Consider the following 25,563-nt stretch of genomic DNA (forward strand, 5'->3'; position numbering starts at 1 on the left):
AATGTTAATGAATTTGGTATTATAATAAAATTCTTATTAAATGTATTTAGTACGTTTGTTTTGATGTAATAGTATCATTATATGATATAAAAATATTTATAACTAGTGTGATAGTGATTATAGATTTGAAGACGTGATTTTTTTGTTAACAAATGGTAAAATCTAATGGAGTGGTTTTTACTGATTTGTTCAAACTAAATAATCAAAATAAACAGGAATACAAATCAAACACGAATTATGAAAAAAAATCTTAAATCTGTTTTAACAACAATACTCTTTGCCCTTTGTTGTATGGCTTTTGGGCAAGAAGTAGTGGTTACCGGTACAGTTACTGATGACCTTAACGATCCGTTGCCTGGAGCCAACGTAGTTGTAAAAGGAACAACTAACGGAGTGCAAACTGATTTTGACGGGAATTTTACTATTAATGCGGATTCGAATACAATTTTGGTAATTTCTTATCTAGGTTACACAACCAAAGAAATCCCAGTTAATGGGCAAACACAATTAACAATTAGTTTGGCACAGAATACTTCTAACCTGGATGAAGTTGTATTGGTAGGTTATGGTTCTGTAAAAAAGAGCGATTTAACAGGCTCTGTAGCATCGGTAGATGCCGATGATTTAAACGCAATACCCGTAAGTTCCATAGATCAGGCCCTTCAGGGAAGGGCCAGTGGTGTAAGTGTAATCCAGAATAGTGGTATCCCTGGAGCGCCAACTACAATTAGAATTAGGGGTACAAATTCCATCCAAGGAGGGAATAAACCTTTGGTTATTGTTGATGGTTTTCCAGTTGTTGGTGGATTGGATGGGATAAATCCTGCTGATATTGAAAGTATTGAAATTTTAAAAGACGCTTCATCTACGGCCATTTATGGTGCAAGAGGTACCAATGGTGTTATTCTTGTATCCACTAAGAAAGGTAAAGATGGTAGATTTTCCATAGACTTGGATAGTTACTACGGAATACAGGAGCAAGCCAAAAAATTGGATTTGCTAAATGCTGAACAGTTTGTAGAAATTGCCAACGAAAGAGCAACCAACGATGGCGAAGCTGGGCTATATTTTCCAAACGCCTCTGCGGTTTCAAATACTGACTGGATAGACGAACTTTTTGATGCCTCTCCCGTACAGAGTCACACTATTACCTTAACAGCTGGTAATGAGCGTGTAAAAACTTCACAGTCCTTCAATTATTTCAACCAAGATGGGATTCTTAAGAACAGTGGTTTTGAAAGGGTGACCTTCCGTAATAATACGGAAGCGAAAATGAGCGACTGGTTGACTGTGGGCAACAGCTTGATTTTGTCTCGATCAGACAGACAATATAGTGGGGATGGTGGTAATAGGGCAGTTAGTGAAGCACATATTGCATCTCCAACGGAGTCTGTTTACAATACTGATGGCACCTATAATGATATTACTGAAAATGATTATTCGGATCTAGATTATGCCCCGGGAGCTTTGGACAATCCAATGAAGTGGATCAATGAATATGATGATGAGATACTGAGCACCAGAATTTTTGACAATTTCTATGGGTTGTTCACCTTGGCTCCGGGCCTAACCTTTAAATCTTCTATTGGAGTCGATTATACTACAACACAAACCAAAAGATATATAGGAAGGGAACTTTTGGATGGTGCTCCTGCAGGAAAAGCATTTCGAGGTTCAACGGAAAGTTATTCAGTATTGAACGAGAATATACTTAACTACAACAAAGAATTTGGAGCTCACAGGATAGATGCCATATTAGGTTACAACTGGCAGAAATTTAGAAGTACCTTTATCTCTGCTTCATCTTTCGATTTTGTTACAGATTTGCTTGGCGCCGAAGTACTTGAAGATGGAGCTTCTCCACAAGTGCCTAGATCGGGAAATACAGAATGGGGACTAGCATCGCTATTGGGCAGGGTCAACTATTCTTATATGGACAAATACTTATTCACCGTAACTGCCCGTTCAGATTGGTCGTCTCGTTTTGCTGAAGGAAAGCAAAGGGCAACCTTCCCATCTGCAGCATTTGCTTGGAAAGTATCCAACGAAGATTTTATGGAAAATGTTGATTGGATTTCAAACCTTAAAGCAAGGCTTAGCTGGGGTATTACAGGTAATCAGGCGGTAAGTCCATTCCAGACATGGTCCAGTGTTGAATCTGCTCCTGTTGTTTTGGGTGGTGCTTTGGGTGTTGGTTTTGTGCCCGGCGCACCTGCTAATCCAGATCTAAAATGGGAGACCACCGAACAATATGACTTTGGATTGGATTTTGGACTACTAAATAATAGGTTGCGCTTTACTTTTGACTACTACTACAAAAAGACTACTGATTTGTTGGCGCAGGTAAATCTGCCATCTTCAGTTGGATTTATCTCAATTACCCAAAACATTGGGGAAATGGAGAATAAAGGTTTGGAATTTAGTATTGATGCCAACGTGGTGAACAATGAAGATTTTAGCTGGGATTCTTCCTTTCAACTATCAAGAAACCGAAACAAGGTTTTAAAGCTTAGCAGAGGTGCAGATATTTTTCCAGGTAGAGTTACCAATCTGATTTCTGATTTCCACATTATAAGGGAAGGACTTCCGATATCCACTTTCTACGGTTATGTAAATGACGGATATACTGATGAAGGGCAAAACCAATTCTTGGATATTGGTGGCTCAGATAGCGAAGGCAATTTTGTGCCAGGTCCTGATGGAGAAATCAATGAGAATGATAGAAGGGTAATTGGCTCTCCTCATCCAGATTTCACCTTTGGTTTGGGTAATACTTTTACTTATAAGAACTTTTCATTGAATGTGTTTTTAGAAGGAGCACAAGGCTTTGATATTGTTTGGGGCAGGAAATTTATATTGAGAAACTCCTTTCAGAGAGGTGCCAATCAATTAACAGAAGTATTGAATCGTTGGACACCTACAAATACGACCAACGCCTCTAGCCCGATAATTTCGCAAACCAATGATTTCAGAGGTTCTTCTGAATTTGTGGAGGACGGTTCCTATATTAAGATTAGAACCATTAACCTGGCATATAACATCCCAACAGATAAGTTTTCATGGTTGAACAATGCGCAAGTGTACATTAATGCGCAAAATCTGTTCACATTCACTAATTATTCTGGATATGATCCAGAGGTTAGCGCGTTTGGAGACGGTGACTTGCGTTTAGGGGTGGATAACAATGTTTACCCTAGCACTAAGGTCATCTCAATGGGATTAAGAGTAGGTATTTAATTAAAAAAAATCAGAAAAATGAAAACAAAATTTATTTTAATCTTTTTTGGGTTATCCTTGGTTTTCGCATCTTGTGAAGATGTGTATACTGAAGAACCAAGTGCATTTTTGGCACCTGAAGATTTAAATTCCGAAGGAGGGGCATTAGCCTTATTAAAAGGCGCGTATGCCGGACTACAGTTACGTAGCTATTATCAGCAGGATTTTTTAATGCAGGCAGAAGTGCGCAGTGAATATATGATGGCTCGAGGAAGTTGGGCAGATGTTGGACGTTATGATCTGGTTGCAAGAAGTAGAAGTAGGATCAATGATGCATGGGATGACATGTACAATGCTGTCAATAGAGCCAATACAGTGATTGCCACCGTACCGGATTTGGATATTGATGAGGCACTTAAAACGCAGTTTGTGGCCGAGGCGAAAGCATTAAGAGGGTTGCATTATTTTAATATTGTACGTTCTTGGGGAGCTGTGCCCTTACGTTTAGAACCTTTGGAGAGCTTGGACAATATTGCCTTGGGCAAGTCTAACGTAGATGCAATTTATGACCAGATAATCTTGGACCTAACAGATGCAATCAACTCCAATGCATTGCCCGCAACCTTTACTGGTGGTGACCAGGGCAGATTGGGTCTACATGCAGTTAAGGCAATTTTGGCCCATGTGCATTTAACACTGGGCAACTACGCAGAGAGCGCAGCTGTTTCAAAAGAAGTTATCGATTCTGGCGAATTTCAATTGGAGCCAGATTTGGCCACGGTATTTTCTCCAGAAGATGGGGCTACCCATTCCGGTGAAATGCTTTCTGTTGTTTGGGTAAGAGAAGGCAGCAGTGGTATGAGGTTGCTTAGCTTTATGCACAACTCAAGCTTGGGTTATTCATCTGCAGGGTGGAGAGTATTATTGGGCAATTTGGATGCTCCGGTCATAACTTCGCAATGGGATGATACAGATTTGAGAAAGAACTTCAGTCTATACAATACACCTGAAGAGGTGGCAGTATTATCTTCCAGTATTCCAATGTTGTTTAAAAAATACATCGATAGCAATGGCGCCGGACAAAATGCTCATGGCAATAACCAATCTATATATCGATATGCGGATATATTGACCATGTATGCTTGGGCGGATGCTATGGCCAATGGAACCCCGTCAGCGGATGCCTATGAAGCTCTGAACCAAGTTCGCCGTAGAGGATATGGGGTGGATATTACAACTCCAGATGCAGGTATAGACTATACGGGCCTAAGCCAAGACGAATTTATGGATGCTGTTTGGAACGAAAGAGCATGGGAATTTATTTTGGAAGGTAAGCGTTGGTATGATATGAAATTGATGCCAAAAGCCAAGGCTATTGGATTGATCAATGGTGCCAATCTAGGTGAATTCTTTGAAGACGATAAAGATTGGTTATATCCAATTCCACAACAAGAGATTGATAATAACGATGAGTTGACCAATGCAGATCAGAACCCTGGGTACTAAAATTTAGTTTGAGTTAGTTTAGTTTAATTCATGTGAAAACGACCCGGCATAAAAACTGGGTTGTTTTTTCTGTTTTCTTTTGAAATAGGACAATTCAGCATATCAACTATCTGTGTAACCCAAAGTTCTCATATATTGAATAAGTATTTAAAAATACTTTTCATCAAAAACGAAACATAATATGGAAGAAAAAATGAAAAAGAGTACTACTTTGAATATTCTTATTCTTTGCATGGTTGCTGTTTGCGGACTATATGGGCAGGAAGAAAATAGACCCAATATCATTTTTATAATGTCCGACGATCACGCGTCGCATGCCATAAGTGCTTACGGTGGCATTTACAAAGATGTGGCTCCAACGCCAAACATAGACAGATTGGCAAAAGAGGGCATGCTCTTTAACAATGCATTTTGCACCAATAGTATTTGTGGCCCCAGTAGGGCGTCTATTTTAACCGGAAAGTACAGCCATCAAAATGGATTTTATAAAAACGAGGGAGGAGATCCTTTTGATGGAAGCCAAGAAACATTTCCAAAAACCTTGCAAAAAGAGGGGTATACCACTGCTATTATTGGCAAATGGCATTTGTGGAGTGAACCTACAGGGTTTGACTATTTTAAATACCATACCCTAAATGGAGAACAGGGAAGCTATTGGAATCCTGTATACAATGACAATGGGGAATATGTGCAGGAGGAAGGATATGCAACTAACCTAACAGGTGATTTTGCTTTGGATTGGCTTAAAAATAAGCGGGACAGATCCAAACCGTTCATGCTCATGTTCCAGTTTAAGGCCCCTCACAGACCATGGTACCCAGATGGTAAATACGAAAAATTGTTTGATGGGGTGGAAATGCCTTATCCGGAAACTTTCAATGATGACTACTCCACCAGGAAACTAACCGCTGGGAAGACCATGATGACCATTGAAAACCATTTGACCAACAAAGATCTTAAACTGCCTCGCCCATCAGGGATGTTGGATGAGGAATTTAAAAAATGGCAACGGTTGGGCGACAAGGGAGAGCATGTTTCACCTTCCGATACCTTAAAAGGGATGGATTTAAAGAAATGGAAATACCAACGCTATATAAAAGATTATCTGGCATGCATTAGGTCTGTGGATGATAATATTGGAAGGCTTTTAGAGTATTTGGATGAAAGTGGATTGGGAGAAAATACTATAGTGATCTACACTGCAGATCAAGGTTTTTATTTGGGTGATCATGGATGGTACGACAAACGATTCATGTATGAACAATCCTTGAGAATGCCGTTCATTGCCAGATACCCCAAAAAGATAAAGACAGGACAAAAAAGCAATGCTACAATTTTAAATGTTGATTTCGCCCCAACCATTTTGGATATGGCCGGAGTTACACCTTCCAAGAACATTCAGGGGAAGAGCTTTGTTCCCTTGCTAACAAGTGAGTCAGAAGAAGATTTTAGGGAAGAAATGTACTATCACTATTATGAGTATCCCAAATGGCATAATGTACAACCACATTACGGCATTAGGACAAATAGGTACAAATTAATTCACTACTACTATAATATTGATGTCTGGGAACTCTACGATTTGGAAAAAGACCCCAACGAAATGAAGAATATATATGGTGCCGAAGGAACCAAATCGCTCGTACGAAAATTAAAAAAGAGGTTAAAAGCACTTCAAAAGGAATATGGGGATAATATTTCATTATCTGAAATGAGAGAAGTTACCGATAGAGGAAGGGTAGAATACTAAAAGAAACTAAAAATATGATGCGACAGCTTTTAATAATGTTATTGGCAACCTGTTTGTTGGCTTGTACTTCAAAAAATAACGAACCCCAACCAACCGTGTTTTGGGATTTTAGTACCAACAACTCATTGGAAAGCACAGGGAAGGCCAGTTATAAATTAATCAAGGGAAATGACTTGGTATCGTTTAAAAAAGATGAAACCACAGACTACCTGAATATAGAAGAGGGAGGCTATCTCTACATCCCAAGAAAAGATTGTCCCGCCTTAAATTTTCATGGGGAAAATTCCAAGTTCACCATAGTGGCAAAGATAAATCGACGTGAAAAATCTTACGAACAATGCGAAGCCATTGCAGGGATGTGGAACGAAACCCGTAAAAAAAGACAATACTATCTATTCCTGAATCTGCTACAAAAAGAAAGTGGGGATCAGGTATGTGGTCATATTTCGGATGTAGGAGGTCCCACGCCGGGTCATAAATGGGCTAGGGATGCTTCAATAGGGCAAACATCCATTGCATATGGAGAATGGGTTACGGTAGCATTCAGTTTTGATGGCCAGTATGCCAAATCCTATTTAAATGGAAAGTTGGATGTAAGGGAAGGACTTAATCCGTACAAATTTGAACATCAACTTTTTGATGGTGGGGAAGATGGTTCTGATTTCACTGTGGGAGCCGTAGATCGTTTAGGGGAAATCGGAAATTTTTTTGTTGGTGGAATCGCAAAACTGGCTGTTTATGATAAGGCTTTGTCTGAAGATGAAATAGCGGAGATGACCAAAGAGTTAAACCATTAAACATATATAACCATTAATATCAATGAGTAAAAAAAGGTTGATTGCATTAAAAAATGCACATAACAAAACTATAACCCAAAAAAACCAAAAAGAAGGATTGTCCAATGGCATTTATGAACGATATCAAAATCCCATTCTGACCCCAAGCCATGTTCCGTTGGAATGGAAATACGATTTGGACAGTTCATCCAATAAATTCATGATGCAACGCATTGGCGTAAATGCGGTTTTTAATGCTGGTGCAATAAAATGGAACGATAAATATATTGTAGTGGCCAGAGTCGAGGGCTGGGACCGAAAATCTTTCTTTGCTGTTGCTGAAAGCCCAAATGGAGTCGACAATTTTACGTTTTGGAAAAATCCCATTACCCTTCCACAAACAGAAAACCCTGATGTCAATGTCTATGACATGCGGTTGACACAACATGAAGACGGATGGATTTACGGTGTTTTTTGTACGGAAAGAAAAGACCCGAATGCTCCAGAAGGAGATACAAGTACTGCTATATCCGGAGCGGGAATCGTAAGGACAAAAAATTTGGTGGACTGGGAACGGTTGCCAGATTTGATCTCAAATGCGGGACAACAACGCAATGTGGTACTGCATCCAGAATTTGTTGGTGGAAAATATGCAATTTACACCAGACCGCAAGATGGTTTTATTGAAGTAGGTGGTGGCGGAGGCATTGGTCTTGGGTTTGTAGATAGTATGGAAAACCCAATAGTTAAAGAAGAAACCATCATAAACAACAAGGAGTACCATACCATATACGAGTTAAAGAACGGTCTGGGACCTGCTCCAATAAAAACCAGTGAAGGTTGGCTGCATATGGCCCATGGAGTGCGCAATACAGCAGCAGGTCTTCGGTATACCCTTTATGTTTTCATGACCAGCCTAGACGATGTTTCCAAGGTTACCCATATCCCTGGAGGCTATTTCATGGCACCAATGGGGGAAGAACGCATTGGGGATGTATCCAACGTTTTGTTTTCAAATGGTTGGATTTTGGACGATGATGGTGCGGTATACATTTATTATGCATCTTCAGATACCCGTATGCATGTCGCTACTTCAACTTTAGATTGTCTTGTAGATTATGCCATAAACACCCCGCCAGATGGGTTTAGATCTGAAAAATCGGTTGAAGCAATCAACGCTTTGATATTAAAAAATTCAAAAATTACCCAGTGAAAGACCAATTTAGCATGTTGAAGGACGAGCTGGATTATACCGTTCAGCAGAACATATTGGAATATTGGGTAAACAATTCTATCGATGTTGAGCATGGAGGGTTTGTTGGGCAGGTCGATTATCGAAATATTAAAAACATGCGTTCCAACAAAGGCATTGTTTTGAATTCCAGAATATTGTGGACATTTTCTCTAGCCTATAAAAAACTAAAGAAGGAAGACTTTCGTGTATTGGCAGATAGAGCATACGATTATGTCAATGAAAATTTTATTGACAAGAATGAAGGCGGAGTATATTGGGAGTTGAACTATCTTGGTAAGCCCATCAACAAAAAAAAGCAAATCTACGCTCAGGCGTTCACCATTTATGCTTTTACCGAGTACTATAAAATTTCCAAGAACAAGCATGCTTTGCAAAGGGCCATGGAGTTGTTCCATCTTATTGAAGATAAAAGTTTCGATAAGGTGAACAAAGGATACATAGAAGCTTTTTCAGAGGATTGGTCGACTTTAAAAGATATGCGATTGAGCACCAAAGATGCCAATCAAGAAAAGACAATGAACACCCATCTCCATATTTTGGAAGCCTATACGAATTTGTACAGTGTATGGCCAGATGATTTTTTAAGGGAACAACAGGTAAACCTAATCAAGCTTTTTTTGGATAAGTTTATCAATGCCGAAGACCACCTAAATCTTTTCTTTACCAACACATGGGAAAACCAAAGCTCAATTATTTCATACGGACACGATATTGAGTGTGCCTGGCTGTTAACGGAGGCTGCAGAAATGATAGAACACCCAGAGCTCATAAAAAAGACACATGAAGTTTCTGTCCGAATTGCCCAAAAGTTCATTGCCGAAGCTATAGATAAGGATGGTGGAATTATAAATGAACGTGATACGGAAAATGGGCATGTGGATAATGAAAAACATTGGTGGCAGCATGCGGAAGCACTTGTAGGTTTAATGAATGCGCATACGATTTCGCAAGATGAAAACTTTGTTCCCCATATTTTCAGTATATGGGAATTCATTAAAAAGAACTTGATAGACCATCAAAACGGGGAGTGGTTTTGGATGGCAAAAACCGAAAACATTTCTGAAAACCCCCAAGAAAAGATTGGATTTTGGAAATGCCCTTATCACAACTCAAGAGCCTGTTTTGAAATGATGGACAGGATTGAGGCATTGAATATTCCCCAGCTCAAAAAATAATAGACAATCAAAAGAAAATGAAGAAAATAACCCTTTTAATTATTACAGCCTTAATTTCCATGCAATGGGGATGGTCCCAAAATGGGATTGAAAACTTTATCACCGTAAAAGGAAACAAATTAATGGATGGAGATAGAGAATTTCGCTTTGTTTCATTTAATGTGCCCACGCTAAACTATAACGAAGACGAGTTTGCCTTTACGGAAAAACAGCCCTACAGCTTGCCGGATGAATATGAGATTCGAGATATTTTTGAAACCGTAAGACAATTAGGGGGTAGGGTAATCCGAATGTATACCATTCCCGTGCAGTTGGAAAATGAATCTCCGGATACACCTACCTACGTAAAAGGCCCGGGAGAGTTTGTAGAGGAATCTTTCCAGACCATGGATTTGGTGTTGAAATTGGCCAACGAATACAACATTAGAATTATATTCTCCACCCTTAACAACTTTAGATGGATGGGCGGTGCGCCACAATATGCTGGATTCCGAGGAAAAACTGTAAAAGAGTTTTACACCGATAAGCAGCTTATCAAAGATTATAAGAAAACCTTAAAACATGTTATTAACAGGGTAAACACTTTAACCGGAGTGGCCTATAAAGATGATAAGGCCATTCTATGCTGGGAAACCGGAAACGAATTGGAATCCACCCCTGAATGGACGGCCATGATAGCCAAGTACATTAAAAAAATGGACAAAAACCATTTGATCATGGACGGATTCTTTGCCTTTGACGATGTTCCGGTAAGGAAAAGTGCGGTTGAAGACCCTAACATTGACATCATCAACTCCCATCATTATGAATTGGATGCGAAGGACTTTAGCAAGCACGTAAAAAAGAACATTGAAATTGTTGATGGCAAAAAACCATATATAATAGGGGAATATGGTTTTGTGAGCACCACGGCCATGGAAAAGTGCATCAATGATGTTATTGAATCGGATGTTGTGGGAATTTTGATTTGGGGATTACGAGGTCATCGCTCCGAAGGAGGGTTCTACTGGCATTCAGAACCTTTGGGGTATGGTCGGTATAAATCTTACCATTGGCCAGGGTTTGATAGCGGAACCGAATATGATGAAAAGAATCTCTTTGCAATGATGCGCAAAAAAGCATCCGAAATATCTGGATTGGAAGCTCCGCAACTTGCGGCACCTGCCACTCCAGAACTGTTGCCTATTGACCATACTTCCGCTATCACATGGAAAGGTTCAACCGGAGCCACGGGCTATGATGTTTATCGTGCAGAAGGTGAGGATGAACTATTTGTTCAAGTCGGTTTTAATGTTTCTGATGCAGCCAATCAATATGTCCCACATTTTGAGGATAATACCGTACAACTTGGAAAATCATACTATTATAAAATTAAGGCTATAAATAAACATGGGGCGTCTGGGTTTTCAAATACAGTTGGGCCTGTACTAGCAGAAACTTTTGCCTTGATTGATAACATGAACAACTTTGGTAAAGTTTTCTTTTCCAGTGAAAGTGTAACCTTAGAATCGAGCAATGACCGAATCTTCAAAGAAGATATGTACCGTTTTAAAGGAAACTCTGGTGATGAAATGATTTATTATGTTCCAGGTAATCTAAAAAAGGTCAAAATATATAGTTTTTCACAAGGAACTGAGGGTAATTTAACCCTTTCAATAGCCGCTGATAATAATGCGTATCAAAATCAATCTGTGAGTCCAACCAACTATAACAATGGAAAAGGAGATTATGGATATTGGATACCAATTCTATACGATGTTGAGGTGGTCAATGAGGCGAGCTATCTAAAAATCAAATTTTCAAAAGAGACCCAGATCAGTAGGGTTGAATTGTTTTACCAATAAGAATCGGTAACCATTAAACAAATACCTCATGAGCCAAAAAATAGGGATACAGGAAAAAATTGGTTACGGACTAGGGGATTTTGCTTCTTCCATGTTCTGGAAGTTGTTTTCCATGTTCTTAATGATATATTATACCGATGTATTTGGGCTTACCCCTGCCTCTGTTGGACTGATGTTCTTATTGACCCGTATCTGGGACAGTATTAATGATCCGTTGATGGGAATCATTTGTGATCGCACAAATACCAAACATGGAAAATTCCGACCCTATTTAAAATGGATGGCGATTCCGTTTGCTGCCATTGGAATCTTAACCTTTTTGGCTCCTGACCTTGGTGATATCGGAAAATTGATATACGCCTACATCACCTATACGCTTATGATGATGGTCTATACCGGTGTAAACGTGCCGTACTCTTCGTTACTTGGAGTAATGTCGTCAGATTCCAAGGAACGGAATTCCTTGGCTACTTTCAGATTTATTGGCGCTTTCGCCGGAGGTATTTTTGTGACTTCTACAGCGGCATATTTTATAGGTATTTTTAAAGAAACGGGGGCCAACGAGGCTCAAGGCTATCTATATACTGTATCTATTTATGCTATTTTGGCCGCCATCTTATTTTTCGTGACCTTTAAATGGACAAAAGAACGGGTAGAGCCAACAAAAAAAGAACAATCCTCTCTAAAGGATGACTTAAAAGATCTTTCCAAAAATGTGGCATGGTTTATCATGATTGGTGCTGGAATCTCTACTTTGATATTTAATTCGTTACGCGACGGTTCCATGATGTATTATTTCAAGTACATTGTAAAAGATCAAGATATATCAGGTTTTGGTAATGTTGGATGGGAGAAATTGGCCGCAACCTATATGACCATGTGGCTCGTTTCCAATATCGTTGGAGTTTTGTTATCGACTCCAATGGCCAATAAAATTGGCAAAAAGCAAACCTTTATTATTGCCATGATCCTGGCTGCAGTTATGAGTATTATGTTGTTCTGGGTAAATCCAGATCAAGTATTGTTGCTTTACGGATTGAATGTTTTAATCGGGATAGCCGCCGGAATGGTTTTGCCTTTAATTTGGTCCATGTATGCCGATATAGCCGATTTTTCCGAATGGAAAAATGGAAGAAGAGCTACTGGCTTAATATTTTCATCTTCTTCCATGTCACAAAAAATGGGATGGACCTTGGGTGGAGCTATTGCAGGATGGATTTTGGCCGCCTATGGTTTTGAAGCGAATGCGGACCAAACATCAGATTCCATCACCGGAATTAAATTAATGCTGACCATATTTCCTGCTATCGGCGCGCTGGCATCAGCTGTATTTATGTTTTTTTACAAACTTGATGATACTTTTATGGAAGAAGTAAATTCAGAATTGTCCAAAATCAGGAAAAACTAGAAAACCTTACCTTGATAAGGACTTTTATAATAAATGAAATAGCGAAGAAAGATGGAGTACATTAAAGTGAAATTGTTGGGTATTCTTGTTGTTTTGACATTGATTTCATGCTCAAAAGAAGAAGAAAAAAAGCCAAACATTTTATGGATTGTAAGTGAGGACAATAGCCCATATTTAGGTTGTTATGGTGATTCATTTGCCAATACTCCCAATATTGATGATTTGGCCAAATCTGGTTTTCTGTATACCCATGCCTATGCCAATGCACCAGTTTGCGCACCTGCAAGAAATACCATAATTACAGGGGTCTACGCCAATAGCAATGGGCATCAGCATATGAGAAGCAAGTACAATAAGTCGGATAATGTCAAGTTTTTCCCAAACTACTTACGGCAAGCGGGATATTATTGTACCAACAACAGGAAAGAGGACTATAATATAAATGTGGAACAGGCTATGGATATTTGGGATGAATCAAGTTCAAATGCCCATTATAAAAATAGAAAAGAAGGCCAACCATTTTTTGCCATATTCAACATAGGGACCTCGCATGAGAGTTCTATCCACAAAACCACCCCAAAAAATGACCTTAGACACCGACCAGAGGATATGGTATTGCCTCCCTACCATCCGGACACCCCTGAGATAAGACATGATTGGGCGCAATTTTATGACAAAATTGAAAATATGGACACCCAATTGGGGGAGCTTCTTGAAGAATTGAAGCGCAGTGGTGAATATGAAAACACCATCATCTTCTATTATAGTGACCATGGCGGAATTTTGGCCCGGAGCAAACGATTTGTTTATGAAACAGGAACCAGAGTTCCGATGATTGTCCATATTCCTGAAAAATTTGAGCACCTAAACCCAAAAACAACTGGTGATAATAAAGTAAGTCGATTGGTCAGTTTTGTGGACTTGGCGCCCACCATTTTGAGTCTGTGTAAGCTTCCCATTCCTGAATTTATGCAAGGCGAGGCCTTTTTGGGTGAAGCAAAAACCGATGACCCGGAATATGCCTTTATGTTTAAAGACCGCATGGATGAGCGCTACGATATGAGTCGCTCTACAAGGGATAAAAAGTTCAGATATATACGCAATTATATGCCGTATAGGGTTTATGGGCAACATTTGAATTACCTATGGAATGCCCCATCCACAAGATCTTGGGAAAAAGCTTATACAAATGGGCTTTGCAATGATACACAAAGTGTTTTTTGGAATGAAAAACCAGTAGAAGAACTATATGATACGGAAAATGACCCTTGGGAAATAAACAACCTTGCGGAAGACAGCACATATCTCTCAGTTTTGGAACGTCTGCGTAAAGCCAATCGGGATTGGATGTCCAATATCAAGGATGTTGGCTTCATTCCAGAGGAAGAATATGCGGAAATTCAATCAAATACACCACTTTATGACGTAATGCGAAATAGTCAGAAGGAAGTTGACGTAGATTCATTGATCACTATGGCAGATTTTGCCATGCACGCCACAAAAAAGGATATTCCCAAACTTGTATCATCCTTAAATTCTAAAAACAGTGCAATTCGGTATTGGGCAGCCACCGGATTTTTGATTTTGGGAGATGATGCAAAAGGAGAGCTCGATATGTTGGAAAAAACCATTTCGGATTCTTCAGAAACTGCATTTTTGGTTATTGCGGAGGCCTTGTATAGAATTGCTGAGCCTGAAAAAGGAAAAGCACTGTTATTGACGGCATTAAAAAGTGATAATATTTCTACACGTGTTAGAGCTCTGAATATTATTGATTGTGTTGATGAAAATGGCCAGGAGATACAGAAGGAGACCTTTGTTGTATATAATAAAGGAAAGAAAAATCCAAAAGCATTTGATATAAGAATGTGTACTTCGTTATTGAAGAAATGGAACCATGCCCCGTAAAATAAAATGGAGTTATATCATATGTAAACAGGCGTACTATGTCAAACGTTCCTCATTAATCTGGGAGATTAAATGCTTTAGCATGTTTTCTACGGGTGGTTTTTCATAAACACCGTCAATCCCAGATTTTTTAGAAAGTGCGTGCACTTCATCATTGATGAGTCCTGTTAACCCAAAAATTGGAATATCGATACCCATATCTCTGATTTGTTTAGCCAAATCATAACCGCTGATACCTGGCATGTTGATATCTGTAAAAATTAAATCGGGACCTATGCTATCTACTTGATCTAAAAGCGCTTCTCCATCTTCGAGCATGGTAATGTTTCCTCCAATCTTGCTGAACACTACTTCAGAAAGTGTCCGCATAAGAATATCATCGTCCACAACAACAATATTTAATTTTTCATCAAGCTCACCAATTTCTTGGTTATTTGTTTGGATGGATACTACTTCCTTGGGTTCCAATGTTTTTAGAGGAAGTTCAATATTGAAACATGATCCAACCCCAACTTCACTTGTAACTGATATTTTTGCATTGTGCGCATCCACTATCTTTTTTACAATCATGAGCCCGAGTCCTGTACTTTTTTCCCCCGCAGTAGATTTTACTGAGGTCTTGGCAAAAGGATCAAATAAATGACCTATCTCTTTTTCGGGAATTCCCTGACCTTCATCCTGTATGGATAATATTAAATGATTTCCTTTCTGTTGGGCATTTAGATGTATTGTAGTGCCCTCGTGTGAAAATTTAATTGCATTGGTAATCAAATTGTTGAGCACCTGATTCATCTTGTTTTTATCAAAAGCTGTCTTGAGATTATCAATTTTGATTTTCCCAACAAGACGGATATTTTTCTTACTTGCGAAAACTTGGTTAAATAGAATGTTGGTTTCTAAAAAATGACGAGCATCTACCATTTCCTCTTCCAGCTCAATGTTTCCAGATTCCATTTTACTAATATCCAAGAAATCATTTACAAGATTTTGGGCAAATTTTGTTGAAACAAAAATATTCTCTAATTCTTGAATTTTGGCTGGGTCGTCTAAAATAGGCCCTAGCTCATTTAATAATGATTTGGAATAAAACTCTATTATGGCCAGTGGATTTCTTATATCATGGGCGGCTATTCCAAGAAATTTGTTTTTGAGTTGATTCAAGTCTTTCAATTCCTTGTATTGTAGCTCCAATGCCCTTTTTTGATTGTAAAGTGTAACAAAAATGTCAACTTTTGCTGATACAATGTCTGGATCTAAAGGTTTGTACAAATAATCCACAGCACCTTCTGAATATCCTTTTATGACATATTCTTTCTCTTTGTTTATTGCGGTAGCGAATATGACCGGAACATTTTGTGTATTCTTTTTGCTCCTAAAGATTTCCACAAATTCAAAACCGTTCATTTCTGGCATTTGAACATCTGTAATGACCAAAGCAAATTCATGTTTTCTTGCCAGTTTTAAGGCGTCATTTCCGCTGGTGGCCGAAATTATTTCCCGGTCTTCTTTTTCAATAATCTGTTCCAGAGAATATAAATTCTCCACCAAATCATCTACAATAAGAATTTTTGCTTTGTCCATTTCAAAAATATTTAGCGGCAGTGTTATAAAGTTCGTTTGTTGGCACTATGTGGTCCACCCTGTCCACGGCTTCAAGAACCGAACTGGGCATTGTTTTGGCAAAAGCCTCTTTGGGCGTTTGCACTATTAATTTTCCATTTCTTTTAGCCACCCATTTGGCACCGTTTGCCCCATCAGCGTTTGCTCCACTAACTATTATAGCTATCAGTTGTTCTTTTAAATTGAATGAAAATGACTCCAACGAAACATCTGCAGAAGGTCTGGAAAACATTACTTTTTCACTAAGATCAAGGCTAAGGGTCCTATTTTTTTCCATTATACAGTGGTATCCTGCAGGAATTATATAAATGATTCCTTTTTCTATTTGAATACCATGTTCCACTGGAAGCACCTTTACACATATTTTCTGATTCAAGTATTTCACCAAATAATCCTGGGTTCCCTTTTTTCTATGCAATAGCACTACAATTGCTACTTTTAGGCCTTGTTCTATATTTAATAGAAAATTTTCCAACACATTAATTGCACCGGAAGAGCCGCAAAAGAGGACTACCTTGATAGGTTCTCTATTTTTTCTTTCTATATATTTTAAGTCTACCATTGACTGTTTCGAGTTCATTAAAAACAGTTGAAAAAACTGCACTTTCCTTTGCTCCTAAAATAAGATAACCACGAGGGGACAAACTGTCCAGAAATAACCGTAGTACCTTATTTTGTTGTTCCGTGGTCAGATAAATAAAGACATTGCGGCACATAATCATATGCATTTGATTAAATGATGAGCCGTTAACTAAACTATGCTTTGTATAGACCATGCTTTTACCTAATCCTTTGTTCATTTTTACATTACCGTAGTTGGCTACATAATAATCTGATAAAGATTGTTCTCCACCTGATCTTATATAATTGGTGGAGTATTCTTTCATCTCTCTTAATTCGTAAATTCCTTTTTTGGCCTGTGCGAGTACTTCAGAATTGATATCTGTGCAGTATTGAACTGATCTTTTTAACAATCCATGTTCTTTTAATAGAATGGCAAGACTTAAAGGTTCTTCACCAGTAGAACAGCCTGCATGCCAAATATTGATTCTGGGATAGGTCTCCATAATGTCAAATACTTCTTCCTTCAAGAACTTAAAAACCTCAGGATCCCTGAACATTTCTGTAGTATTTACAGTAATCTCGTTCAACAGTTCATTATCGGTTAATTTTTGGTTGGCCAGGAAATACTTGAAAGCAGCAAATGTATCGCATTCTTTGAGCTTCATGAGCCGCAATACTCGCCTTCTCAATGACTCTTGAGCGTATCCAGAGAAATCTACACCATAAAGGTTGTTGGATATCTCTATAAAGTCAGCCAATTCGGCTTGCGTAATTTCTAACAGTACTTCCATTATTTGTATAACCAAACTCTCAATAGTGACAATAGTTTTTCAACATCTAGAGGTTTTGACATATAGTCACTGACTCCCGCTTCAAGACATTTTTCGCGATCTCCTTTCATTGCTTTGGCAGTCAAGGCAATAATTGGTAGTTTTTTGTGTCCGAGTTCTCTTATTTTTTTTGTGGCTTCGTACCCGTCCATTACAGGCATCATAATATCCATTAGTACAGCATCAAACTCACCGTTCCTAACTTCATCTACAGCTTCTTCACCATTTGTAGCCACGGTTACTTCAACCTGTTCTTCTTCCAACACAGTTTCGAGTGCGTATATGTTTCTCATATCGTCATCCACAATAAGTATTCGTTTTCCTTTTATGATATCTTCCGAAGCAAATTCTTTAGGAGGTAATACTTTATAATCTGTATGTGTGGAATTTAGCATGTTCATAAAGAGTTCCGTTTCCTCTGAAAGTCTATCATACGATCTGGTGGTCTTTAAAACTACCGAAGTGTCCTGGTGTCTTTCTATTTGCTTTAATTCTTTTTTGGTCAATTCCCTGCCGGTAAATACAATTACTGGAACTTCTTTTTTCTGCATTTTAAACTCATCCAATAGTTCAATACCATCTATATCGGGTAATCCCAGGTCCAGAACAACCAAATCAGGATGTTCATTTTTAAATAGCTTGCGGGCATCCTTGGCGTTTTTAGCAGCCACGGCTTCCAACTGCTTGCTTTTTACCATTTCTTGCAAAGCTTTGTTGTTGGATTCATCATCTTCAATAATCAGTACTTTTTTAACATCAGTACCAGAAATGGTTTTTGATATATTGGAAAAAGTCTGCTCAAGAGTATGAAGAGCTATGGGCTTTACCAAGTACTCAACTGCACCTAATTCCAGACCAAGTTTTGTTTTGTCTATACCAGATATAACATGAACTGGAATATGGGCATATTTTTCATTTGCTTTGAGTTTTTTAAGTACGGTCCACCCATCCATTATGGGTAGTTGCATATCTAGAATAATGGCATTGGGGAGGTATGTTTCTACATGTTGAAGTGCTTTATCTCCTTGGTTGGTTACTAGTACTTTAAAACCATTTTCCCTTGCTTGATCTAAAAGTACCTTGGCAAACTGAAGGTCATCCTCAACAATGAGAAGGGTTTTATCCCCTTTCTTGAGCAAATCCCTGTCATCTGCAATAACTCCTTCAAGTTTTTTATCGGAAACTTTTTTTCCTGTATTTAATTCCACCGGTTGTGCAACAACGTCTTCCTTAAGAGTTGATTCGTGCACACTCACCGGAGTGTGATTTTCTTCGCTCGTCTTTTGGTTAGTTGACTTTAATTGTATGTTTTCCGGTGTTGAAAAAGGTAAAAAGAGTGTAAAAGTTGATCCTTGCCCAATTTCACTTTCCACAAATATTTCCCCTCCCAGCAGTTTTACTAATTCTTTGGAAATACTAAGTCCAAGACCTGTTCCTCCGTATTTTCTTTGTGTAGTTCCATCTTCTTGAACAAAAGCTTCAAAAACCGATTCAAGTTTTTCTGGGGCAATACCAATACCTGTATCTGTTACTGCAATTTGAAGTACTTTTTCACTTTTTAAAAGTGTTGGATTTGTAAATTTTGGTAGCGTTTTACTGTTTTTGAATTTTAATGTGACCGTACCTTCCCGATCGGTAAATTTAAAGGCATTGCTCAAGAGGTTTTTAATCACTTGATTTAGTCGTTGCTTATCTGTTGAAAATGTTTCAGGAAGGGAATCATCAACATTCAATTCAAAATTCACTTTTTTATCCTCTGCAATGGCAATGAAGGTTTTCTGACTTTCCTCTGCGTAAGAACGTAAGTTCTGTGATTCAATTTCCAGTTCTATTTTTCCAGATTCAACTTTGGCAAGATCTAGAACTTCATTAATTAAACTGAGCAGGTCTTCACCAGATTTATTGATAATTTGGGCAAACTCAATCTGTTTGTCAGTAAGGTTATCAGATTTGTTGTCCTGAAGCAATTTGGAAAGGATGATTACACTATTGAGGGGTGTTCTAAGCTCGTGTGACATATTGGCCAAAAACTCCGATTTGTACTTTCCACTTTTCTCAAGTTCTTCCGTTTTAATCACTAGAGCTTCCTGCGCCTGTTCCAATGCTGCATTTTTCTCAACGGTATATAGATGTTGTTCTTCAAGTTGTTGAGCCTTCTCCTCTAACATTACATTAGCCTTTTCCAGTTCTTCTTGTTGTTGCCTCAATTCCTCTTCGGAAGCTTGTAGCTGGTTGGCCTGTTTGGTCAATTCTTCATTGGAGACTCTTAGTTCTTCCTCCTGTGCTTCTACAATTTCTTTCTGTTTTTGTACTTCAAACTGAATTTTCTTTTGCTCAGTAATGTCAACTGCTATTTTAAGAATTTTATAGGGTTTACCTTCAGCATCTAATAAGGGATTATATGAACCCTGTATCCAAACGGGTTTTCTGTCTTTTGTTCTCCGCTCAAACTCCCCTTGTTTAAATGCGCCTACCTTGAGTTCCTTCCAGAACTCTTGATACTCTTTTGATTTAGAGTATGCATTCCCCACAAATATTTTGTGGTGTTTGTCCTTTATCTCATCTATTGTGTAGCCCATAAGATCCAGAAAAAGCTCATTGGCAGTGAGTACATTTCCATCAAGATCAAACTCTATTGCAGCATTGGATCGGTTGATTGCAGAAATTTGATTGTTAATCTCAATTGAGAGTTCTTCGGTCTTTATCTGCTGTTCTTTCTGTTTTGTAATATCTACGGCAACCTTAAGTACCTTGTAAGGTTGTCCGTCTACATTAAGTATTGGATTGTATGATCCTTGAATCCATACTGTTTCGTTGTCTTTTTGTATACGCTCAAACTCTCCCTGTTTAAATTTCCCTTTCTTTAACTCTTTCCAAAACCCTTTATACTCATTTGATTTTGAGAATTCCGTTTCAACGAATATTTTATGGTGTTTTCCTTTAATTTCATCCAAGGTATATCCCATTAAGTCAAGGAAAAGACTATTTGCAGAAAGGATGTTTCCGTCAAGGTCAAACTCGATAGCAGCATTGGAACGGTTGATAGCTGATATCTGATTATTGATTTCAATGGAAAGTTCTTCGGTTTTGGCCCGTTCAACTACCCCTTTGATAATAATCCCAATTGAAGAGCATATCTCTTTTATAAACTCTTGTTGTGCACTATTAAATCTCGTAGTGGTTCCAAACTCCATCACCCCAATGATTTCCTTGTTATGTTTAATTGGAATTATGGTTATTTCCTTGGGTTTTGATTTCCCTGCGCTTGAGTTTATTTCAATATAATCTTCAGGTATATCTGTGATAATAATAGATTCTCCTTCCAATGCACATTGACCTATTAATCCTTCACCAAACTTGAAACTATTGGACAGCCCCGTGGTGTTTTTGAACGCATAGCTTCCGTACAGCTTCAATTCGTCAGATTCTGAAATAAACAAACGCTGGTTTAAATAAAAGGTGCCTATTGATGCTTGCAATAGCTTACTAATAACCCCACTCAATATGGCGGTAAGGGCATCAATATCTTGTACTCCCTTAGTGGCTTCGTATACTTGGGAAACAGCTGTTTTTATCCAATTCTGTTTTTCAATTTCCTGAGTTCTTTTCTCAATTTCTTCCTGTTGTCGAATTTCTTCTGTAAGGTCACGGAATACCCCTGTCAGTATTGTGGTACTATTTATATTGACCTCGGTTAATGATAAATGGACGGGAAATAGGGTTCCGTCTTTTCTTTGACCTGTAACTTTTTGATTCTTATTGGTGAGTTGAATATCCTCAACCCCTTCATAAGGCACACCCGATTGATGAGTCAATAATGCATCAATTTTTTTACCTTTTAGTTCTTCGAACTTATATTGAAACAAACTTTCAGCGGTCCTATTATAGGATAAGATTGTCCAATCTTGACTTAAGGTTACAATACCGTCAGCGGCATTTTTAAGGATTGCTTTGTTTTTGGCATCATTTTGTAAGAGAAGTTTACCAGCGTAAAGCATTTTTTTAATATTCCCATATGCATATATTCCAGTGAATAGGATAGAAGCTATGAGAATACCTGTTACTAGCCAAGTGAATGTGGTAAACTCATTTTGACCCAGCCAAAGGATTAAAATGGATAGAAGTATGAAAGCCGTTAAGGATGAAACTACTATCAAACTTACGGACTTGTTAAGTCTTCCTTCTGAAGAAACTGCATTTTGCATGGAATACGTATTTATTGGTACTGATTTATCTGTTTTTCATAGGTGTCTCGTAATCCAATGTGCCAGCAAAAATTGATGTTTAACTTTTTGTCATAATAGTACTGTTTTAATGTAAGGTTTTACCTACAACGTAAAATTTGATTGATTTGTATATATAAAACCAAAGTTTTAGAACTTTTATAAACATGTTTCAGTGCTCATAAAAACTAATTGATGTGCTATTTGAACTAATAGCGGCTGTCAGAGAGATAGATAGTTTGGTTTTATTAAAACCTAATGCCAAAATTTAAGGTGTTTTAATTTTTGTGCATTTAGTTGGTTTTGGAAATTAAGGTGTTTGTGGTCCATCGCAGTTTTACCCAAATGGATAGAATTTATAACGATAAATTTCAAATATCGAAAGAAAGGCCAGATGGGATTGAGCAATCTTTAGATTGAAGCCCATCAGGATTTTAAGACTAATGAATTGGATTTACCAGCAAACGAAAATTCACGAAAACCTTTTCGAAAAATTCTCATGATTAGCATAAGATATATAACTGGTTGAAAAACAATTAATTGAAATATTATTCCAACATGATTTTTATCCACTCTACAATGAATGACATTCCAGATATCTGAGTAGAACGTTTTATTAGAGTGAACATTTTTTACATTTGATTAATTCCATCAATTTAGAAATCAATGTATTATCTAGGAATAGATGTAGGAAGTTCATCAATTAAGGTAGCTTTGGTTGAATGCGCCACTGGTAAAAGTGTAGGGGTTGTTCAAGAACCTGAGGAGGAAATGTTAATAGATGCTCCCCAAAAAGGATGGGCAGAACAAGACCCCAAAGATTGGTGGGAGCATGTTTGCAATGGGATTAAGAAAATCAAAGAGCACCATAACATTTCCAAAAAAGAAATCAATGGCATCGGAATAGCCTATCAGATGCACGGACTGGTGGTATTGGATGAAAACGGAAAATCCCTTCGAAAGTCAATTATTTGGTGTGATAGCAGGGCGGTTGATATAGGTGACAAGGCGTATAGGACTATTGGGCCTGAGCATTGTGACAATAGTTTGTTGAACGCACCTGCTAATTTTACAGCGTCTAAATTGCGATGGATTAAAGACAATGAACCTGAAACATTCAAGGAAATCCATAAATTCATGCTTCCAGGTGACTACATTGCCTATAGATTTTCGGGTTGGACCAATACTACAATATCTGGGCTGTCAGAAGGAATTTTATGGAATTTTGAAAAGGATGAAATTTCAACGGACATATTGAACTACCATGGCTTTCCCCAAGATTTGATACCTGATATCGTAAACACTTTTGGTAATCAGGGAGAGGTTGCTCAAACTGGAGCAATGGAAAGTGGACTTTTAGAAGGAACTCCGATTTTGTATCGCGCTGGTGATCAACCCAATAACGCTTTATCCTTGAATGTACTTAATCCTGGCGAAGTAGCTGCAACAGGTGGAACTTCAGGAGTGGTGTATGCAGTTACTGATAATCTGTCCGTAAAAGAAAGTTCGCGGGTCAACAATTTTGCGCATGTAAATTATATCAAGGGAAAAACAAAAAATATTGGAAAATTACTTTGTATTAATGGAGCTGGAATCCAATATAGATGGCTACTCAACAATTTGGCCGTTTCGTCTTATGAAGAAATGAACAATTTGGCCAATGAGGTGGAGGTAGGCTCCGATGGTTTGTGTGTCATTCCTTTCGGAAATGGTGCCGAACGTATGCTTCTAAATCAAGATATGGGAACAAGAATCGTAAACTTGGATCTTAACCGTCATACTAGAGGACATCTCTGCCGGGCTACCCTTGAAGGAATTGCTTTCGCATTTGTATATGGAATGGAGATTATGAAATGTGATGGTATCGACCCCAAAGTCATTCGCGCAGGGAACGACAATCTTTTTCGTTCGGAGATTTTTGCCAATACCATAGCTACGTTGATTCAGCAAGAAATAGAAATATACGACACAACAGGGGCGATAGGTGCTGCCAGAGCGTGTATTGTTGCTTCAGAAGGATATGATGTTTTTTCATCTTTCATGAAGAATGATTATGTAATGACCTTCGAACCCTCAAAGGGTTTGTCGCTTTTTGAAAAGGCATATAACGATTGGAAAAAAGAACTTGAACTAATTACAAACAAATAACATTCAACCATGGCACTTTTAGGAGATAAAGAATTTTTTAAAGGAATAGGGGATATTAAATATGAAGGATGGGATTCAGATAACCCATTGGCATTCAAACATTATAACCCAGACCAAGTAGTTGCCGGCAAGACCATGCGCGACCATTTTAAGTTTGCCATGGCCTATTGGCACACCCTATGCGGAACAGGAGGGGACCCTTTTGGGCCTGGTACCAAGAGTTTTCCTTGGGCAACTTCAGGTGATACCATTAGGGCTGCAAAAGATAAAGCTGATGCTGCTTTTGAATTTATTACAAAAATGGGTTTTGGCCATTACTGTTTCCATGACTATGATCTGGTTGATGAAGCAGAAACCTTGTCAAAATCCGAAAAAAGAATTCAAGAGATAGTAGCCTATCTTCAACAGAAGCAAAAAGCCTCAGGAGTTAAACTCCTTTGGGGTACCTCCAATTGTTTCTCGCATCCAAGATATATGAACGGAGCGGCATCCAACCCCAACTTTGATGTGGTCGCCAGGGCAGGAGCTCAAGTAAAAATTGCTTTGGATGCAACCATTGCACTTAATGGGGAAAACTACGTTTTTTGGGGAGGTCGGGAAGGTTATATGTCTTTGTTGAATACTGATATGAAACGAGAGCAGGACAACATTGGAAGATTTTTGAACATGGCCAAGGACTATGCTAGAAGTCAAGGATTTAAAGGAACTTTCTTTGTGGAGCCCAAACCCATGGAACCCACAAAGCACCAATATGATTTTGACGCCGCTACTTCAATAAACTCCATTCGTGAATATGGATTGGAAAATGATTTTAAGCTAAATATTGAGGTGAACCATGCTACTCTGGCCCAACATACTTTTCAGCATGAACTTCAGGTGGCTGCCAATGCCGGCATGTTGGGAAGTATAGATGCCAACCGGGGAGATTATCAAAATGGATGGGATACAGATCAGTTTCCAAACAATACTCTGGAAGTTGCCGAAGCTATGTTGGTTTTCTTGAAATCTGGAGGACTTCAAGGTGGTGGCATCAACTTTGACGCTAAGACCAGAAGAAACTCAACGGATTTGGAAGATATCTTTTTGGCCCATATAGGCGGTGCTGATACTTTTGCGCGGGCATTATTGACGGCAGATGCCGTAATTCAACAATCACCCTACGAATCAATCTTGCATAAAAGATATTCCTCTTTTGATTCTGGAAAAGGAGCCGATTTTGTCGCCGGTAGATTATCGTTTACAGATTTGTATGATTATGCTAGTGGTCAAGGCGAGCCTGAACAAATAAGTGGTAAACAAGAATTGTTCGAGAATATTTTGAATCAGTATACCTAAGAGAG

General features: G+C 38.4%; 15 protein-coding genes. 11 read left to right on the forward strand and 4 right to left on the reverse strand.

The annotated features are described in order from the left end of the window. Nucleotides 1–237 precede the first annotated feature (237 nt). The 9 genes from CRO15_RS06790 (at nt 238) to CRO15_RS06830 (ending at nt 14,838) form a co-directional block, all read left to right on the forward strand. A complete protein-coding gene (locus CRO15_RS06790) occupies nt 238–3,237 on the forward strand; it encodes a SusC/RagA family TonB-linked outer membrane protein (RefSeq protein WP_097045060.1) in 3,000 nt (999 codons plus the stop codon). A gap of 18 nt (nt 3,238–3,255) precedes the next feature. Then, nucleotides 3,256–4,722, forward strand: a complete 1,467-nt coding sequence (locus tag CRO15_RS06795; RefSeq protein WP_097045061.1) for a RagB/SusD family nutrient uptake outer membrane protein — start codon at nt 3,256–3,258, stop codon at nt 4,720–4,722. 181 nt (nt 4,723–4,903) lie between these two features. Then, nucleotides 4,904–6,472, forward strand: a complete 1,569-nt coding sequence (locus CRO15_RS06800) for a sulfatase family protein (protein ID WP_243396922.1) — start codon at nt 4,904–4,906, stop codon at nt 6,470–6,472. A gap of 17 nt (nt 6,473–6,489) precedes the next feature. Next, complete coding sequence (locus CRO15_RS06805) at nt 6,490–7,269, forward strand: LamG-like jellyroll fold domain-containing protein (protein WP_207763835.1); 780 nt, start codon at nt 6,490–6,492, stop codon at nt 7,267–7,269. A gap of 22 nt (nt 7,270–7,291) precedes the next feature. Then, complete coding sequence (locus tag CRO15_RS06810) at nt 7,292–8,461, forward strand: glycoside hydrolase family 130 protein (RefSeq protein WP_097045063.1); 1,170 nt, start codon at nt 7,292–7,294, stop codon at nt 8,459–8,461. Continuing rightward, on the forward strand, nt 8,458–9,678 hold the full coding sequence (locus tag CRO15_RS06815; RefSeq protein WP_133067221.1) for an AGE family epimerase/isomerase: 1,221 nt from the start codon (nt 8,458–8,460) through the stop codon (nt 9,676–9,678). Before CRO15_RS06810 ends, CRO15_RS06815 begins: the two co-directional genes overlap by 4 nt. A gap of 17 nt (nt 9,679–9,695) precedes the next feature. Continuing rightward, on the forward strand, nt 9,696–11,522 hold the full coding sequence (locus CRO15_RS06820) for a glycoside hydrolase 5 family protein (RefSeq protein WP_133067222.1): 1,827 nt from the start codon (nt 9,696–9,698) through the stop codon (nt 11,520–11,522). Nucleotides 11,523–11,550: 28 nt separating this feature from the next. Continuing rightward, nucleotides 11,551–12,930 carry an MFS transporter gene (locus tag CRO15_RS06825; RefSeq protein WP_097045066.1) on the forward strand — a complete coding sequence of 460 codons (1,380 nt, stop codon included), beginning with the start codon at nt 11,551–11,553 and terminating at the stop codon, nt 12,928–12,930. A gap of 51 nt (nt 12,931–12,981) precedes the next feature. Next, entirely contained in the window at nt 12,982–14,838 is a 1,857-nt protein-coding gene (locus tag CRO15_RS06830; protein WP_097045067.1) for a sulfatase family protein, read from the forward strand. A 36-nt stretch (nt 14,839–14,874) separates the two neighbouring features. Here CRO15_RS06830 and CRO15_RS06835 read toward each other — a convergent pair whose 3' ends face one another. The 4 genes from CRO15_RS06835 to CRO15_RS06850 are packed head-to-tail and all read right to left on the reverse strand — an operon-like array spanning nt 14,875 to nt 22,057. After that, a complete protein-coding gene (locus tag CRO15_RS06835) occupies nt 14,875–16,419 on the reverse strand; it encodes a hybrid sensor histidine kinase/response regulator (RefSeq protein ID WP_097045068.1) in 1,545 nt (514 codons plus the stop codon). Between the two features lies 1 nt (nt 16,420). Continuing rightward, complete coding sequence (locus CRO15_RS06840; protein ID WP_097045069.1) at nt 16,421–17,038, reverse strand: chemotaxis protein CheB; 618 nt, start codon at nt 17,036–17,038, stop codon at nt 16,421–16,423. Beyond that, on the reverse strand, nt 16,986–17,813 hold the full coding sequence (locus CRO15_RS06845; protein ID WP_097045070.1) for a CheR family methyltransferase: 828 nt from the start codon (nt 17,811–17,813) through the stop codon (nt 16,986–16,988). The genes CRO15_RS06840 and CRO15_RS06845 overlap by 53 nt, the downstream gene beginning before the upstream one ends. Further along, nucleotides 17,813–22,057, reverse strand: coding sequence for a response regulator (locus CRO15_RS06850; protein ID WP_097045071.1), 4,245 nt, complete (start codon nt 22,055–22,057; stop codon nt 17,813–17,815). Before CRO15_RS06850 ends, CRO15_RS06845 begins: the two co-directional genes overlap by 1 nt. A 684-nt stretch (nt 22,058–22,741) precedes the next feature. Between CRO15_RS06850 and CRO15_RS06855 the strand changes: the two genes are divergently transcribed. Continuing rightward, nucleotides 22,742–24,223 carry a xylulokinase gene (locus CRO15_RS06855; RefSeq protein WP_097045072.1) on the forward strand — a complete coding sequence of 494 codons (1,482 nt, stop codon included), beginning with the start codon at nt 22,742–22,744 and terminating at the stop codon, nt 24,221–24,223. Nucleotides 24,224–24,232: 9 nt separating this feature from the next. Further along, nucleotides 24,233–25,558 (forward strand): xylose isomerase, encoded by a 1,326-nt coding sequence (gene xylA, locus CRO15_RS06860; RefSeq protein ID WP_097045073.1) that lies wholly within the window; start codon nt 24,233–24,235, stop codon nt 25,556–25,558. The last annotated feature ends 5 nt before the right edge of the window (nt 25,559–25,563 follow it).

The organism is Flagellimonas pacifica, from assembly GCF_900215465.1.
GTDB classification, from domain to species: domain Bacteria; phylum Bacteroidota; class Bacteroidia; order Flavobacteriales; family Flavobacteriaceae; genus Flagellimonas; species Flagellimonas pacifica.